Consider the following 15,603-nt stretch of genomic DNA (forward strand, 5'->3'; position numbering starts at 1 on the left):
GCCAGAATCGGCCCCAAAGCGCTTGGTTCCAGCGACGAAAACCGCCCCGCCGTTAACCAATTGTTGGGCATGTTCAATGGCTTTGCCTTGGCGGAGCCATTTTGTGCAGCGAACAAGATTAACCAACAGGATCGGGTTAAGATTGCTGCGTCACGTTGCCGGATGGGGACTCGGCGCGGGGGCGATTTCGGGGACCGGGGATTAAGACGCGCGTATGGGCTCCATCAGCCGCTATATCTTCCGCACCACCTTCGGTGCCTTCGCGCTCGTGCTCATCAGTCTCACGGCGGTGATCTGGCTGACCCAGGCGCTACGAGACATCGACATCATGACCAGCCAGGGTCAGACCATCCTGGTCTTCGTCGGCATCACCGGCCTGATCATCCCCCTCCTCGTCCTGGTGATAGCGCCGATCGCGCTTTTGATCGCTGTCGTCCATGTGCTCAACAAGCTTTCGACAGATTCCGAAATCATCGTGATGAACGCGGCCGGCATGTCGCCGTGGCGACTGTTCCGCGCCTTCATGTCGGCAACGCTCGTCGTCTCCGTCCTGGTGCTGATGATCAGCGCGTATTTCGCGCCGAAAGGTCTGCGAATGCTGCGCGACTGGCTGACCGAAGTGCGCGCCAATGTGGTTTCGACCATCGTGCAGCCGGGCCGCTTCACGCAGATCGAGGCCAACGTCACCATCCATATCCGTGAGCGCCGCCCCAACGGGCAACTCGTCGGCATATTCCTAGATGATCGCCGCAATCCGAATGAACGCATGACGGTGGTCGCCGAGCGCGGCGAAGTGGTTGACAACGACGCCGGCACCTTCCTCGTCCTGCAGGACGGCATCGTGCAACGTCGGGAGACGGGCAAGCCAGACCCGGCGATGGTGGTCTTCGATCGCTATGCCTTCGACCTGTCGCAATTCGCCGGAGGCACGCAGGCCGTTAAATATTCGATCCGCGAACGCTATCTGTGGCAGTTGCTGTTTCCCGACCCGAAGGACCAGTATTACATCGAGCAGCCCGGCCAGTTCCGCGCCGAATTGCATGACAGGCTGGTGGCGCCGCTCTACCCCATCGCTTTCGTCATTATTGCCTTCGCCTATCTCGGTGCACCGCGCACCACGCGTCAAAGCCGCAACGTGTCGATGCTCGGGGCCATTGGCGGCGTCGCATTGCTGCGCCTCATCGGATTCGCCTCGACTGTGCTCGGCGCCAACCTGCCGATCATGCTTGTGCTGCAGTACATCGCGCTCGCCATCGCCATTGGCGGCGGCATTTTTGTCGTCCAGCGCGGCCTGATCATCGAGCCGCCAGCGTTCCTGAACCGCTGGATCGAAACCGCGATGGCGCGCGTCCTGCGTCTGACCCAACGTGCGGCCGCGTCATGAGCGTCGTCGGCGGCACATTGGCCCGCTATTTCGGCGTGCGCTTCCTCAACACCGTTCTCCTGGTGTTCGCGGGCATTTTCCTTCTTGTGGCATTGATCGACTACATCGAACTGATGCGCCGCGCCTCCGACATTCCGAACGTCTCGGGCCTGATGGTGGCAAAAACGTCGCTGTTCCGCGTGCCCCAGGTGACCGAACGTATTCTGCCGTTCTGCGTCCTGATCGGCGCCATGTCCTGCTACCTCAATCTGTCGCGCCGCCTGGAATTGGTGGTGGCCCGCTCAGCCGGCATGTCGGCATGGCAATTCGTGGCTCCGGCGCTGATCGTGGCCTTCCTGCTCGGCGTTTTTGCGACCGCCGTTTACAATCCGATTTCCGCCATTCTGCAGGAGCGCTCGAAACGCTTCGAGGCCGAACTGTTCGGCCAGAACGCGGTCGGCGCCCAAAGCGGCGGCCCATTCTGGCTGAGCCAGAAGACCAATGACGGCACAGCCATTATCAACGCCGCGTCGAGCCGCGACCAAGGCGTGTCGCTGTTCGGCGTCACCGCCTACACTTTCGACAACGAGGGCCATTTCCGCCAGCGCATCGAGGCGCGCTCCGCCGTGCTCGAGCCCGGGGTGTGGCATCTGTTCAACGCCCGCATCCACGAGGTGCAGAAGCTGCCGCTCGACCTCTCCGAGTTCCGACTCAAGACGAGTCTCACTCCCGAGCAGGTTCGTGAAAGTTTTGCAACACCCGAGACCGTGCCGTTCTGGGAATTGCCTCTGTATATCCGCATTGCCGAGCACGCTGGACTTGGCGCCGCAGGCTATAGGCTGCAGTTTCAGAAGCTTCTCGCCCGGCCCTTCTTTCTGGTGGCCATGGTATTCCTTGCCGCAGCCGTCAGTTTACGGTTCTTCCGGTTCGGCGGGGTGCAGAAGATGGTTTTGGGTGGCGTCACCGCGGGCTTTCTGCTTTATATCCTCCAGAAGGTAACCGAGGACCTGAGCAAGGCCGACCTGATGCACCCAGTGGCAGCGGCCTGGCTGCCTGTGCTCATTGGCGGCCTGACGGGGTTTATGGCGTTGTTGTATCAGGAGGACGGTTGATGGCGGTGCGGTTGAGCACGCGTCCGTCAGTGTCAGACCGCCGCTCCAGCGGCGTATGTCGCGTTTGGACAGCCATATTCTTGGTGGGTTGCGGCCTTGGTGTCATCGGCGCCGGCGTGCCGGCGCCTGCCCGTGCGCAGACGACCCTCGACTTCCCGCCGCCGCCCGCCCCGCGGCCGAAGTCGGCCGCCGCCATCGAGCGCGATAAATCCGGCCAGAAGCAGATGCTCGTTCAGGCCGACGAGATCAATTACGACAACACGAACAACCTGATCGCCGCCGTCGGCAACGTGCACCTTTACTATGGCGGCGCGACGATCGAGGCCGACAAGGTCGTCTACAACCAGAAGACCAAGCGTCTGCGCGCCGAGGGCAATGTCCGCCTCACCGAAGAGGACGGCAAGGTCACGCACGGCCAGGTGATGGATCTGGCCGACGACTACCGTGACGGCTTCGTCGACTCGCTCCACGTCGAGACGCCGGATCGCACCCGCATGGCCGCCGCCCAGGCTGAGCGGACCGGCGGCAACTACACCGTGTTTCACAACGGCGTCTACACCGCTTGCGAGCCCTGCAAAGACAATCCGAAAAAGCCGCCGCTCTGGCAGGTAAAGGCCGCCCGGATCCTCCACGATCAGGGCGAGAAGATGATCTATTTCGAAGACGCCAGGCTAGAGTTCTTCGGCCAGCCGCTGATGTATCTGCCCTACTTCTCGGCGCCCGATCCGACGGTGAAGCGTAAAACCGGCTTCCTGATGCCGACGGTGTCGACGAGCTCGAAATACGGCACCGCTTTCGAGATTCCCTATTATTGGGCGCTGGCCCCGAATTACGACGCGACCTTCGCGCCGATGATCACGACCCAACAGGGCTTGCTGCTGCAGGGCGAATTCCGCCAGCGGCTCATCAATGGCGCCTATTCGATCCGTGCGGCCGGCATTCACCAGGCCGACCCGAATTATTTCAAGCGCTCCGATGGCACGACGACGCCGGGCTTCCGCGACAATCGCGGCAGCCTTGAATCGAGCGGCCGCTTCGCCATCAACGACAAGTGGGCTTGGGGCTGGGATGCCTTGCTGGTGTCCGATCGCACGTTCCTGCAGGACTACAACCCGCGCCTGTCGCAGTACCGCGTCACCGATCCGCTCCAGACCGGTCTCGCCGAAGGCAAGTCGCAGCTCTATCTGACCGGCCGCGGCAGCCGCAGCTATTTCGATGCCCGGAGCATGTACTATCTCGGATTCTCGGAATCCGACGTGCAGGCGCAGATCCCCGTCGTTCACCCGGTCCTCGATTACGACTACACGGTTGACCGTCCGGTCGTTGGCGGCGAACTCGGTTTCAAAGTCAACTTCACCAGCCTGTCGCGTACCCAGGCCAATTTCGACGCCGTCACCAAAGCCGCCCAGCTCAGCGGCGAATGCAACACCGCTGACGTTCGCGTGAAGAATTCGTCGAACTGTCTGTTGCGCGGCGCCCCCGGTACTTTCAGCCGCTTCACCGCGGAAGCTCACTGGAAGCGCAGCATCACAGACGGCCTGGGGCAGGTGTTCACGCCGTTCGCGTCGGTCCGCGTCGACGCCGGCTCCATGGACGTGACGAACGACGCCAATGTCGGCAACTACGTCAACACCGGCCGCAGCGACCTCGTCCGCGCCATGCCGACCGTCGGCCTGGAGTACCGCTTCCCCTTCATCAATGTCAGTTCCTGGGGCACGCAGACTATCGAACCAATCGCGCAGGTGATCGTGCGGCCGAACGAAACCCAGGTCGGCAAGTGGATCAACGAAGACGGCCAGAGCCTGATCTTCGACGACAGCAACCTCTTCAAGGTCGACAAGTTCTCGGGCTATGACCGCGTCGAAGGCGGCGGACGCGCCAATTACGGCATCCAATACACCGCCCAGTTCAACAATGGCGGCTTCGTCAACGCCCTTTTCGGCCAGTCCTACAGCCTGTTCGGGCAGAACTCCTTCGCCGTCACCGACAGCACCAATACCGGACTCGACAGCGGCCTCGATACCCGCCAGTCGGACTATGTCGCCCGCCTCTCTTATCAGCCGACCAGCATCTTCACCTTCACCTCGCGCTTCCGCTTCGACAACAGCAGCTTTGCCATGCAGCGTATGGAGCTCGAAGCGAGTGCCAGCTTCGACCGGTGGAGCGGCTCGGTGATGTACGGCGACTATGCGGCGCAGCCGCTGATCGGCTTCCTCGACCGCCGCCAGGGCATCCAGGGGTCCGGCCAGTACAAACTCGACGCCAACTGGGTGCTGCTCGGTCAGGCGCTCTACGACATCAACGACAAGAAGTTCGCCCAGACCCGCCTCGGCCTCGGTTACATCGACGATTGCCTCATCTTGGCCGTGAATTACATTACAAATTACACGTACAGCGGCAACGTCTCGAACAACCACACCGTGATGCTGCAGCTGAGCCTGCGCACGCTGGGCGGTACGTCGGTCAGCCAGGGCTTTGGCGGCACCACCAATTAGTGATGCTCGCCGCCGCGCCGGCCGTGAGAGCCACGCGGTGTCCGATTACCCCCGATACGTTGCCTGGATAGATTGTCTAGATAGGATGCCGAGCTGGATATGATGGATTTGACGATGCCGGTGAACCCACGGAAACCTCAACGGAACCGGACCTGGCTCGCCGGCGCGCTGGCCGTCGCGTTCGCCGTTCTGCTCGCACCTAGCCCAACCCGCGCGCAGGTCGTGGTGGTCGCCAACGGCTCGCCTATTACCGAACTTGATATCGCCCAGCGGAGCAAACTGATCGCCGTCTCGACGCGCAAGACGCCATCGCGCCAGGAGGTCATCAACGAGCTGATCGACGATCGGCTCAAGCTCGCCAAGGCGAAATATTATGGACTCGACGCCGGCGACAAGGAAGTCGACGCCGCCTTCGAGAACATGGCCCAGCGCCAGCGTCTGTCGCCGGCCCAGTTCGGTCAGATGCTCGAGCGCAGCGGCATATCGCCGGCAGCGCTCAAAGCGCGCCTGAAGGCCCAGATCGTGTGGAGCCAACTGGTGCGCGGCCGCTTCGGCTCGAGCCTGCAGGTCGGCGAAGCCGATGTCGCCAATGCCCTGCGCACATCGAACCAGCAGGAAAGCGTCACGGGCTACGTCTACACGCTCTATCCCATCACCGTGATCATTCCTTCCGGAGCGAGCCCGGGCGTTGCCGACGCCAAGCGACGCGAGGCCGAGAACTTGCGCGGCCGTTTCACGAGCTGCGACTCCGGCATCCGCCTGGCGCGCGCCCTGCGCGACGTCGCCGTGCGCGAGCCCGTGACCCGCAATTCCTCCGATCTTCCCGAGCAGCTTCGCGAGATGCTGGCGCGGATCGAAATCGGACGCCTGAGCTCGCCGGAGCCGACGCCGCAGGGCTGGCAGATGTTCGCGCTCTGCGGCAAGCGTGAAAGTGCCGCCGACTCGCCCGCCAAGAAGGAAATGCGCGAAAAAATCTACAACGAGCGCTACGAAGCGGAATCCAAGAAGTTCCTCGAAGACATCCGCAAGTCGGCGATGATTGAGTACAAATGACACCCGGCTCCGGCCTTCCCCTCGCATTGACCCTGGGCGAGCCGGCCGGGATAGGCCCCGAACTCACCCTCGCCGTCTGGCGCCGCCGTGCCGAATTTCGTGTCCCGCCGTTCTACGTCGTCGGCGATCCCGATCTCTATCGCGACCGCGCGCGCACCCTCGGCCTCGACGTGCCGGTCAAGGCGATCGTGGCGGCCGACGCCGTCGCGACCTTCGACCATGCGCTGCCGGTAGCGCCGCTCGACGTCAAGGTCAGCGCCGGGCCGGGCAAGCCGGATGAGAGCAGCGCGCCCGCGGCGATCACATCGATCCGCCGCGCCGTGGCGGATGTCATGGCCGGCCGCGCCGCCGCCTTGGTCACCAATCCCATCGCCAAGAACGTGCTCTATCGCTCCGGCTTCGCCGAGCCGGGCCACACCGAATTCCTCGCGAGACTCGCGGAGGAGGCTACCGGCCGCGCCGCGCATCCGGTGATGCTGCTGTGGTCGCCTGAACTTGCCGTCGTGCCGGTGACCATCCATCTGCCGCTCAAGGATGTTGTCGCTCACCTGAGCAAGGATCTGATCGTCGATACCGGCCGCATCGTCGCCCACGATCTGCACGACCGTTTCGGCATCGCCAAACCGCGTCTCGTCGTCGCGGGCCTGAACCCGCATGCCGGCGAGAACGGTTCGCTCGGCGAAGAAGACCGCGACATTGTCGCACCCGCGGTCGCAGCGCTGCGGGCGGAAGGCATCGATGCCATTGGACCGCTGCCAGCGGACACCATGTTCCACGCGCGGGCCCGCGCCGGCTATGACGTCGCGCTGTGCATGTATCACGACCAGGCGCTGATCCCGATCAAGACACTCGCTTTCGATCACGGCGTCAACGTCACCTTGGGTTTGCCATTCGTGCGAACCTCGCCCGACCACGGCACCGCTTTCGACATCGCCGGCACCGGCAAGGCTGATCCGTCGAGCCTCGTTGCGGCGCTGATCCTCGCGGCGCAGCTATCGGCGCATACACGGCAACTCGTGCCCGCCCAGTAGGACGCTCCCATGGGCTCGATCGACGATCTGCCCCCGTTGCGCGATGTGATCCGCAGGCACGAATTGCGGCCGAAGAAATCGCTCGGCCAAAACTTCCTGCACGACCTCAATCTCACCGCACGCATCGCGCGCGCCGCCGAGCCGCTCGAATCCGTCACCGTTATCGAAGTCGGACCCGGACCGGGCGGCCTCACCCGCGCCTTGTTGTCGCTCGGCGCCCGCCGCGTCGTCGCCATCGAGCGCGACGAGCGCGCCATCGGCGCACTCCAGGAGATATCGGAGCACTATCCGGGCCGGCTCGAGATCGTGTCGGGCGACGCACTGGAGGCCGACTACAACGCGCTGGTCGGTCCCGAGCGCAGCCGCATCGTCGCCAACCTGCCCTACAATGTCGGCACGGCGCTGCTCATCCAGTGGCTCACCGCCGAACCGTGGCCGCCGTTCTACGATCGCATGGTGCTGATGTTTCAGCGCGAGGTCGCCGAACGCATCGTCGCCCGCGTCGGCGACGATGCGTATGGCCGCCTCGCCGTGCTCGCCGGTTGGCGTTGCGAAGCGAAGATACTATTCGACGTCGCACCGTCGGCCTTCGTGCCACCGCCCAATGTCACCTCGTCGGTGGTACGGCTCGATCCGCGGCCGGAGCCGCTGCCTTGCGACGCACTCGCCTTGCAGAAAGTAACGGAGGCGGCCTTCGGCCAACGCCGCAAGATGCTGCGCCAGAGCCTCAAGTCGCTGGGTGTCGATGCCAATGCTCTTCTGGAGGCCGCCGGTATCGAGCCGACACGGCGTGCCGAGGAGATCGACGTGCCGGGCTTCGTCGCATTGGCGCAGGAATATGTGAAGTTGAAAGGCGCCTAGTTTTGTCATCGTCCGCGAAGGCGGACAATCCAGCGCTTGTTCAACTTGCTGGATCACCCGCTTTCGCGGGTGATGACGTCAGGCCTCGTTAGCTACGGCGTCAGGCTCTTCAACTCCGCCAGCAGCTTGCCGACAAAGTCACTGAGATTCGGCATCTTGACGCGCTTGAGCCGCTCCGCGGTCAGGATGGCGCGAAGCCGCGCGAAGCTCTTGTCGAGGTCGCGGTTGACCAGGATGTAGTCGTATTCGTTCCAGTGCTGGAATTCTTCCGCCGCATTGCGCAGCCGCTGCGCGATCACCGCCTCGCTGTCCTCGGCGCGGCGCACCAGGCGCGACTTGAGTTCCTGCGCTGTTGGCGGCAGCACGAATACGGTGACGACGTCGTCGCGCATCTTGTCGAGCAACTGCCGCGTGCCCTGCCAGTCGATGTCGAACAAGACGTCACGGCCTTCGGCCAGCGCCCGCTCCACCGGCTCGCGCGGCGTGCCGTAGAAATTGCCGTGCACCTCGGCCCATTCAAGCAGCTCGCCCGCGTCGCGCATCACTTCGAACTGGCGCTTGGTCTTGAAGAAATAATGCACGCCCTCGATTTCGCTCGGCCGCTTCGCGCGCGTCGTCGCCGACACCGACAAAGCGAGCTTGCCGGGATAGTCGATGTTTTCCTGCTCCAGCAGGTTGCGGGTCAGCGTCGTCTTGCCGGCGCCGGATGGCGACGACAGCACCAGCATGATGCCACGGCGTGTGATGTCGGCTTCGTCGTTCATTCAAATTCTATTCTAAGTTCTGCACCTGCTCGCGAAATTGTTCGACGACCGTCTTGAGCTCGAGCCCGATATTGGCGAGTTCGACGTCGTTCGCCTTGGCGGTCAGCGTATTCGATTCGCGGTTGAGTTCCTGTGCCAGAAAATCGAGGCGGCGGCCGATCGGACCACCCTCCGCGATCAACTTGCGCACCTGCGTGCCATGCGAAGCCAGCCGGTCGAGCTCCTCGCGAATGTCGGCCTTGCTGGCGAGTAGGATCGCCTCCTGATAAAGCCGGTCGTTGTCGAAACGCTGCGAAGCCTCGATCAGGTTCGCCACCTGCTCGGCGAGCCGGGCCTTGATCGCTTCCGGCTTGCGCCCCGGCGCAGCCTCGGCGCGGGCGGAAAGCGCGGCAATCTCGTCGAGCCGTGCGGTCAGAACTTTGCCCAGCGTGGCGCCTTCCGCGCGGCGCATCGCCACCAGCTCGGCGAGCGTCTTGGTGAAGCCAGCAATGACCACCTGCTCCGCTGCCTGCCTTGCCTCGGGCGTATCATCGTCCTCGGTGATTTCGATGACGCCCTTGAGCGCGAGGATGCCGTCCAGCGTCGGCCGTCCGGCGCCGACGACGCGATTGTCGATCTGGTCGAGGGTGGCGATGATCGCCGCCAGGACCGGCTCGTTGATCTTAACCTTCGGCGCTGTGCCTTTGCGCTCGACGGTGAGATTGCCGTACACGGTGCCGCGCGCCAGCGCATCGGTGGCCGCCTTGCGCGCCACGACCTCGACGGCGTCCCAGCCCGGCGGCACGCGCAGACGCACGTCGAGCCCCTTCGCGTTGACCGACTTGATCTCCCAATTCCAGACATAGGCGCCGGCGGCGCCTTGGCCGCGGGCAAATCCGGTCATGCTCGACAAGGTCATTGAAGGTAACTCACGTGCTGTTCAGAGGAAAAACCGGCGCGACCATATAGCGTTTTCCACCGGCGTGGAAACGCCGTCGGGCCATAAACACAGAACAAGGAAACCGCCCCGTTACCGCCGCAGGTTCGCTTTCGGCTTCGGCTCCGGGGCCGGAGCGGCTACCGGTGCTTCCGGCGCAGCGGCGGGCGCCGCCGGTGCCGCACCATTGCCGCGCTCGATGGCACGTAGCTTGGCGACGGCCTTCTGATGCTCGGCGTAACTGTCCGAGAAGGTGTGACCGCCGGTGCCATCGGCGACGAAGAACAATTCCTTGGTGCGCGCCGGATTGGCGGTGGCTTCCAGCGAAGCACGGCCCGGATTGGCGATCGGCCCTGGCGGCAGGCCTTCGATCGTATAGGTGTTGTAGGGCGTGTGCTGCTCGATCTCGCTCTTCATGATCGGCCGGCCGAGCACGCCCTTGCCGCCGATCAAACCGTAGATGATAGTCGGATCGGATTGCAGCTTCATCTTCGCCTTGAGGCGGTTGACGAAGACGGCAGCGACGCGCGTACGCTCGTCGTCGCGACCGGTTTCCTTTTCGACGATCGACGCGAGAGTCACGAGCTGTTCCGGTGTCTGGATCTGCGCTGGCAGATCGGGCGAACGCCGTGCCCAGACTTCCTGGAGCACGCGCTTCTGCGATTGTTGCATGCGCTGCAGAATCTGCTCGCGCGACATGCCGCGCGTGAACTTGTAGGTCTCGGGAAGCAGCGTGCCTTCGCGCGGAATTTCCTTGATCTGCCCGGACAGCGCCTCGGTTTCGAGCAAGCGCTGCACGATCTGTTCGGAGGTCAGCCCCTCGGCCACGGTGAAGCTGTGCTGCACCACCTTGCCTTCGCTCAAGGTCTCGACCACGTCCGACAGGCTTGCCTGCTTGGCGAACTTGTATTCGCCGTGCTTCAGCGTCAGGCCGCGCGCCTTCAGGACGGCAACGCCACCGATGAAGACGTAAGGCTGATCAATCACGCCCTCACGCTTGAGGAGATCGGAAATGTCGCTGACGCCATAACCCTGCGGGATGTTGACGATCTTGTCCTCGGCGAGCGGACCGGGCGCATCGAACCGCTGCTTGCCGACATAGAGCGCGGCGCCAGCGGCGAGCGAGATGAGCACGAGCAGCGTGAAGATGGCATTGCCGAACACCACCATCGGATGACGGACACGGGCCGAATGACGCCGCGGCGCGGGCACCATTTCCGGCTCGAGCGCGACGCGCGGCGAGCGCGGCAGCTTGTTAGCAGACGGCGGCGGCACCGCGCTGGCGGTGCTGCGCGCGGCCGAACCAGGGCGCATGCCCGGCTGACGGTCCTGGTCTGGTGGAAGATTGGCCAAACGTCCGCTCTCGCTTTCCTAGAGCCTTTCCGGCTTTGATAGAATCAAAGCCGGGGCTCTAGCTTTTTGTTTTGACGCGTTTTCTTCACGCGAACCGGTTTCCACTTCGCTCGAAAACGCTCTAGCTCTTCAGGCTTCGCGACTGGCTTAACCCGACTTTCGATTCGCGCCTCTGACAGATCTGCTGGGCATCGGCGCGGCGCGGTCGCGTTCCGAGGCCGCGGCACGAAAACAAAAGCAGATTGCGCAGGTTAGAAAGAAATGTGGCGAAAGCGCGAGGCCGCGCTGCCCGATCTCCAATGCCGCAGCGCATGGCCCCTTCCGCCATCGCGTCCGGCAGAGTTCCCCTCTCCTCCGTCCCCCAAGGCCAACGTCCGCGGCAAGGTTAGCGCAGCGGCTGCACGGTACGCTAGCCGTTATAGCGGCTGAAGATCAGCGAGGCGTTGGTGCCGCCGAAACCGAACGAGTTCGACAAAGCCACATCCACATCACGCTCGCGGGCTTTGTGCGGCACCAGGTCGATCGGCGTCTCCACCGACGGATTGTCGAGATTGATGGTCGGCGGCACGACCTTGTCGCGGATGGCGAGAATCGAGAAGATCGCCTCGACCGCACCGGCGGCCCCTAACAGATGGCCGATGCACGACTTGGTCGACGACATCGAAATATGCCCGGCATCGTTGCCGACCAGGCGCTGCACAGCGCCAAGTTCGATCTCGTCGCCGAGCGGCGTCGAGGTTCCGTGGGCGTTGATGTAGTCGATGTCACCCGGCGACAGCCCGGCGCGCTTGAGCGCCATCTTCATGCAGCGATAGGCGCCGTCGCCGTCCGGTGTCGGCGCAGTGATATGATACGCGTCGCCCGACATACCGTAGCCGACGAGCTCGCCGTAAATCTTGGCGCCGCGCGCCTTGGCGTGTTCGAGTTCTTCCAGCACCACGGTGCCGGCGCCCTCGCCCATGACGAAGCCGTCACGCGCCTTGTCGTAGGGACGTGAGGCGCGGGTCGGCTCCTCGTTGAAGGCGGTCGACAGCGCACGCAGCGCGGCAAAGCCGGCCAGCGACATTCTGTTCACCGGCGATTCAGCGCCGCCCGCCACCATCACGTCGGCGTCGCCAAGCGCGATCATGCGCCCCGCATCGCCGATGGCATGCGCGCCGGTCGAACAGGCGGTGACCACCGCGTGGTTCGGCCCCTTGAGGCCGTGTTCGATCGAGACGAAGCCGGAGGCGAGATTGATGATGCGACCGGGAATGAAAAATGGCGAGACGCGGCGCGGCCCCTTCTCGTGCAGGATGACGGCGGTCTCGGCGATGCCTTCGACGCCGCCGATACCGGAGCCGATCAATACGCCGGTGGCGCACTTCTCGTCCTCGGTCTTGGGATGCCAGCCGGCGTCGTTGAGCGCCTGGGTCGCCGCGCACATCGCATAGACGATGAACGGATCGACCTTGCGCTGCTCCTTCGGCTCCATCCACTGGTCTGGATTGTAGGTGCCGTTCGAGCCGTCGCCGCGCGGAATCATGCAGGCGACCCTGGCGGCGATATCGGAAACCTCGAAGGTGTCGACCTTCTTCGCCCCGCTCTCGCCCTTCAACAGACGCGACCAAGTCGGCTCAACGCCGCACCCCAGCGGCGTCAGCATTCCCATTCCGGTGACGACAACTCGTCTCATACCCGGCTCCGTGCAATATCGCTGACGCACGCAACCGCAACGGCCATCGCCATGCGCCGGTGCGCGGCGCTGCGGATACAGCCTGCCCGCTCACGGCCCGGATGGCGACCGCCTGGACGATCCGGACATCCGATGCCGTTATGCAGCAAGACAGCGCCCGGCCAGCCGATGCTCGGAAAGCCGATGCGCGTCAGCTCGCTCCGCAGCGTTCAGCTCTTGGCGTTCTTTTCGAGGAATTTGACGGCGTCGCCGACGGTGAGAATCGTCTCGGCGGCATCGTCAGGAATCTCGCAGCCGAACTCTTCCTCGAAGGCCATCACGAGCTCGACAGTGTCGAGACTGTCGGCGCCAAGATCATCGATAAAGCTTGCCCCTTCGGTCACCTTGTCGGGCTCGACGCCCAGGTGCTCAACGACGATCTTCTTCACCCGCTCGGCAACGTCACTCATCGGTCCAACCTCGTGCTTCATTAGAATTGGCTGTGCCCCGGTCGGTTCACAGCCATCGCGCTTCGGCCTCGTCGTGGTGACACTCGTCGTTGCTGACACTGACGTCTACGGCGCCGGATCGCGGGATCATCTGGCACCGATTTTCGGTGCATCAAGACTTCCGCCATCGGCCGCCCCAGCCGGGCCGAAATTCGGTTACCACACTTCAAATGCGTTGACCAGCAGCCCCAGTCTATTCGTTAGAGGGCTGAAAAGCCACGCAAATTCACCTCTTGTCGCTATGCTATCGGTATTGCTCTGCACACACCGCCGCCCCCGGCGAACGGCGCGCTGCCGCCTAGAACATGGCCATGCCGCCATTCACATGAATGGTCTGGCCGGTCACATAGGCCGCTTCGTCGGAGGCCAGATAGACTGCCGCCGCGGCCACGTCCAGCGGCGTGCCGAGTTTCCCCGCAGGAACCTTGGACAAGATCGTTTCGCGCTGCTTGTCGTTGAGCTTGTCGGTCATCGCCGAGGTGATAATGCCCGGCGCGATGCAGTTCGCCGTGACGTTGCGCTTGGCATATTCGGCGGCGACCGACTTCATCATGCCGACCATGCCGGCCTTGGAGGCGGTGTAATTGCCCTGCCCCGGATTGCCGGTGAAGCCGACCACCGACGAGATACCGACGATACGACCGTAACGCCGGCGCATCATGCGCGACACCGCGGCACGGGTCAGACGGAACGTCGCCGTGAGGTTGACGGCGATGACCTTGTCCCAGTCTTCGTCTTTAAGCTGAACGAACAGGTTGTCCTTGTTGACGCCAGCGTTCGCCACAAGGATGTCGAGCTTCTCCATCCTCTCTTCGGCGGCCGGCACCAGCGCCTCGACCTGCTCCATGTTGGACAGATCGCAGGGCAGCACATGAACGCGGCTGCCGAGATCGCCGGCCAGCTTGTCGAGAACTTCCTGACGCGTGCCGGAGATGGCGACAGTGGCGCCCTGCGCATGCATCGCACGCGCAATGGCTTCGCCGATGGCGCCGGTCGCGCCGGTGACCAGCGCGGTTTTTCCGTTGAGACTAAACATCAGCCATTTCTCCCGGCTTTAAAGACGGCAACATCGTCGGGCGTGCCGATCGACGTCGTGGTCGCACCGTCGGCGATGCGCTTGTTGAGACCGGCCAGCACTTTGCCGGCACCGACTTCATAAAACTGCGTCACGCCCTGCGACGCCATGTAGGCCACGCATTCGCGCCAACGCACCGTGCCCGTCACCTGCGCCACCAGCGACTTGACGATCTCGGCGGGTTCGCTGAGCGGGCCGGCGGTGACATTGGCAACGACCGGCACGGCGGGCTTGTTGACCTGAACTTTGGACAGAGCATCGGCCATCACATCGGCGGCCGGCTGCATCAGCGCGCAATGGAAGGGCGCGGACACCTGCAGCAGCATCGCGCGCTTGGCGCCTTTGGTCTTGGCGATCTCGACGGCGCGTTCGACCGCCGCCTTATCGCCGGATACAACGACCTGACCGCCGCCATTGTCATTGGCGGCCTGACACACCTGCCCTTGCGCCGCCTCAGTGGCGACAGCCGCTGCGGCATCGAAGTCTAGACCGATCAATGCCGCCATGGCGCCGGCGCCCGCCGGCACCGCCTTCTGCATCGCCAGCCCGCGCGTGCGCAGAAGCCGCGCCGCGTCGGTCACCGAGAAAGTACCGGCCGCCGCCAGCGCCGAATATTCGCCGAGCGAATGGCCGGCGACGAATTTGGCGTCGCGCGCGAGGTCGAGCCCAGCCTCGGTTTGCAGGACGCGGAAGGCGGCGAGCGAAACAGCCATCAGCGCCGGCTGGGCATTTTCGGTTAGGGTCAGCGTCTCGATCGGCCCTTCGACGATCAGCGTGGACAGTTTCTCCGACAGCGCCGCGTCCACTTCGTCGAAAACCGCCTTGGCCACCGGAAAATTATCGGCCAGAGCCTTGCCCATGCCGACCGTCTGGCTGCCCTGGCCGGGAAATACGAATGCGACCGTCATCGCCCTTTGGAACCTTTGTGCTGTATCGGAATACCGCGCCTGAGCCCGGAACCCAAGCCCCAGGGACGAAACCCGCGCCGAAAGACACGGGTCCTCGCGCGATGTCAACCGGGCATGTCCACGGCCTCTGCCGGGCATCCTCCAAGGCCGGTAAGGAGTCTAAAAGACTCTGCCGCTAGGCTTTTTCGGTCAAACAGACCCCGTATCCTTCAGCGCGGCCGGTACCGGCCCCGCGCGGCGGAATCGCATATGGCCGAGCTGATCTCTGAGGACGACATCGCGCGCGCCCGCACCGACGCCGGATTCCGTCAGGAATTGCTGGCCAAGAACCTTGAGCGTCTGCTGGCGGCGCTCAACAAGGCCCGCAGGGACGGCGACGAGCGGGACCCCACCTGCGCCCGCCAGATCCGTGAGGGCGTCGACCTCGCGGTAAAGCTCGCCGGACGGCTGCAACGGGGCTGAGCCGAGCCGCGAGTTGGGCCCCCCCGCCAATCCTTGCCTTTTGCGCC

At 63.9% G+C, this 15,603-nt stretch carries 14 protein-coding genes; 7 read left to right on the forward strand and 7 right to left on the reverse strand.

Annotated features, from left to right (window positions below; genetic code table 11):
• Positions 1–214: 214 nt before the first annotated feature.
• The 6 genes from lptF to rsmA all read left to right on the forward strand — a co-directional run bounded on the left by lptF (position 215) and on the right by rsmA (position 7,915).
• Positions 215–1,384 carry an LPS export ABC transporter permease LptF gene (gene lptF, locus E8Q40_RS13785; protein ID WP_137045094.1) on the forward strand — a complete coding sequence of 390 codons (1,170 nt, stop codon included), beginning with the start codon at positions 215–217 and terminating at the stop codon, positions 1,382–1,384.
• Positions 1,381–2,475, forward strand: coding sequence for an LPS export ABC transporter permease LptG (gene lptG / locus E8Q40_RS13790; protein ID WP_137045095.1), 1,095 nt, complete (start codon positions 1,381–1,383; stop codon positions 2,473–2,475). Before lptF ends, lptG begins: the two co-directional genes overlap by 4 nt.
• Positions 2,475–4,970, forward strand: a complete 2,496-nt coding sequence (locus E8Q40_RS13795) for an LPS-assembly protein LptD (protein ID WP_137045096.1) — start codon at positions 2,475–2,477, stop codon at positions 4,968–4,970. The genes lptG and E8Q40_RS13795 overlap by 1 nt, the downstream gene beginning before the upstream one ends.
• Before the next feature lie 114 nt (positions 4,971–5,084).
• On the forward strand, positions 5,085–6,023 hold the full coding sequence (locus tag E8Q40_RS13800) for a SurA N-terminal domain-containing protein (protein WP_168197838.1): 939 nt from the start codon (positions 5,085–5,087) through the stop codon (positions 6,021–6,023).
• Complete coding sequence (pdxA, locus tag E8Q40_RS13805; RefSeq protein ID WP_137045098.1) at positions 6,020–7,054, forward strand: 4-hydroxythreonine-4-phosphate dehydrogenase PdxA; 1,035 nt, start codon at positions 6,020–6,022, stop codon at positions 7,052–7,054. The genes E8Q40_RS13800 and pdxA overlap by 4 nt, the downstream gene beginning before the upstream one ends.
• Positions 7,055–7,063: 9 nt before the next feature.
• Positions 7,064–7,915, forward strand: a complete 852-nt coding sequence (rsmA, locus tag E8Q40_RS13810; protein ID WP_137045099.1) for a 16S rRNA (adenine(1518)-N(6)/adenine(1519)-N(6))-dimethyltransferase RsmA — start codon at positions 7,064–7,066, stop codon at positions 7,913–7,915.
• A gap of 92 nt (positions 7,916–8,007) precedes the next feature.
• Here rsmA and gmk read toward each other — a convergent pair whose 3' ends face one another.
• The 7 genes from gmk to fabD all read right to left on the reverse strand — a co-directional run bounded on the left by gmk (position 8,008) and on the right by fabD (position 15,094).
• Entirely contained in the window at positions 8,008–8,679 is a 672-nt protein-coding gene (gmk, locus tag E8Q40_RS13815; protein ID WP_137045100.1) for a guanylate kinase, read from the reverse strand.
• A gap of 7 nt (positions 8,680–8,686) precedes the next feature.
• Positions 8,687–9,577 carry a YicC/YloC family endoribonuclease gene (locus E8Q40_RS13820; RefSeq protein ID WP_137045101.1) on the reverse strand — a complete coding sequence of 297 codons (891 nt, stop codon included), beginning with the start codon at positions 9,575–9,577 and terminating at the stop codon, positions 8,687–8,689.
• A gap of 111 nt (positions 9,578–9,688) precedes the next feature.
• Complete coding sequence (mltG, locus tag E8Q40_RS13825; protein ID WP_246663103.1) at positions 9,689–10,810, reverse strand: endolytic transglycosylase MltG; 1,122 nt, start codon at positions 10,808–10,810, stop codon at positions 9,689–9,691.
• Between the two features lie 547 nt (positions 10,811–11,357).
• A complete protein-coding gene (gene fabF / locus E8Q40_RS13830; RefSeq protein ID WP_137045103.1) occupies positions 11,358–12,623 on the reverse strand; it encodes a beta-ketoacyl-ACP synthase II in 1,266 nt (421 codons plus the stop codon).
• Positions 12,624–12,832: 209 nt separating this feature from the next.
• On the reverse strand, positions 12,833–13,072 hold the full coding sequence (locus E8Q40_RS13835; RefSeq protein WP_056911484.1) for an acyl carrier protein: 240 nt from the start codon (positions 13,070–13,072) through the stop codon (positions 12,833–12,835).
• 337 nt (positions 13,073–13,409) lie between these two features.
• On the reverse strand, positions 13,410–14,147 hold the full coding sequence (gene fabG, locus E8Q40_RS13840; protein ID WP_137045104.1) for a 3-oxoacyl-[acyl-carrier-protein] reductase: 738 nt from the start codon (positions 14,145–14,147) through the stop codon (positions 13,410–13,412).
• Positions 14,147–15,094 (reverse strand): ACP S-malonyltransferase, encoded by a 948-nt coding sequence (fabD, locus tag E8Q40_RS13845; protein WP_137045105.1) that lies wholly within the window; start codon positions 15,092–15,094, stop codon positions 14,147–14,149. The genes fabG and fabD overlap by 1 nt, the downstream gene beginning before the upstream one ends.
• A 249-nt stretch (positions 15,095–15,343) precedes the next feature.
• Between fabD and E8Q40_RS13850 the strand changes: the two genes are divergently transcribed.
• Positions 15,344–15,556 carry a hypothetical protein gene (locus E8Q40_RS13850; protein ID WP_137045106.1) on the forward strand — a complete coding sequence of 71 codons (213 nt, stop codon included), beginning with the start codon at positions 15,344–15,346 and terminating at the stop codon, positions 15,554–15,556.
• Positions 15,557–15,603: the final 47 nt, after the last annotated feature.

Source organism: Pseudolabrys sp. FHR47, assembly GCF_005153485.1.
Classification (GTDB): domain Bacteria; phylum Pseudomonadota; class Alphaproteobacteria; order Rhizobiales; family Xanthobacteraceae; genus Pseudolabrys.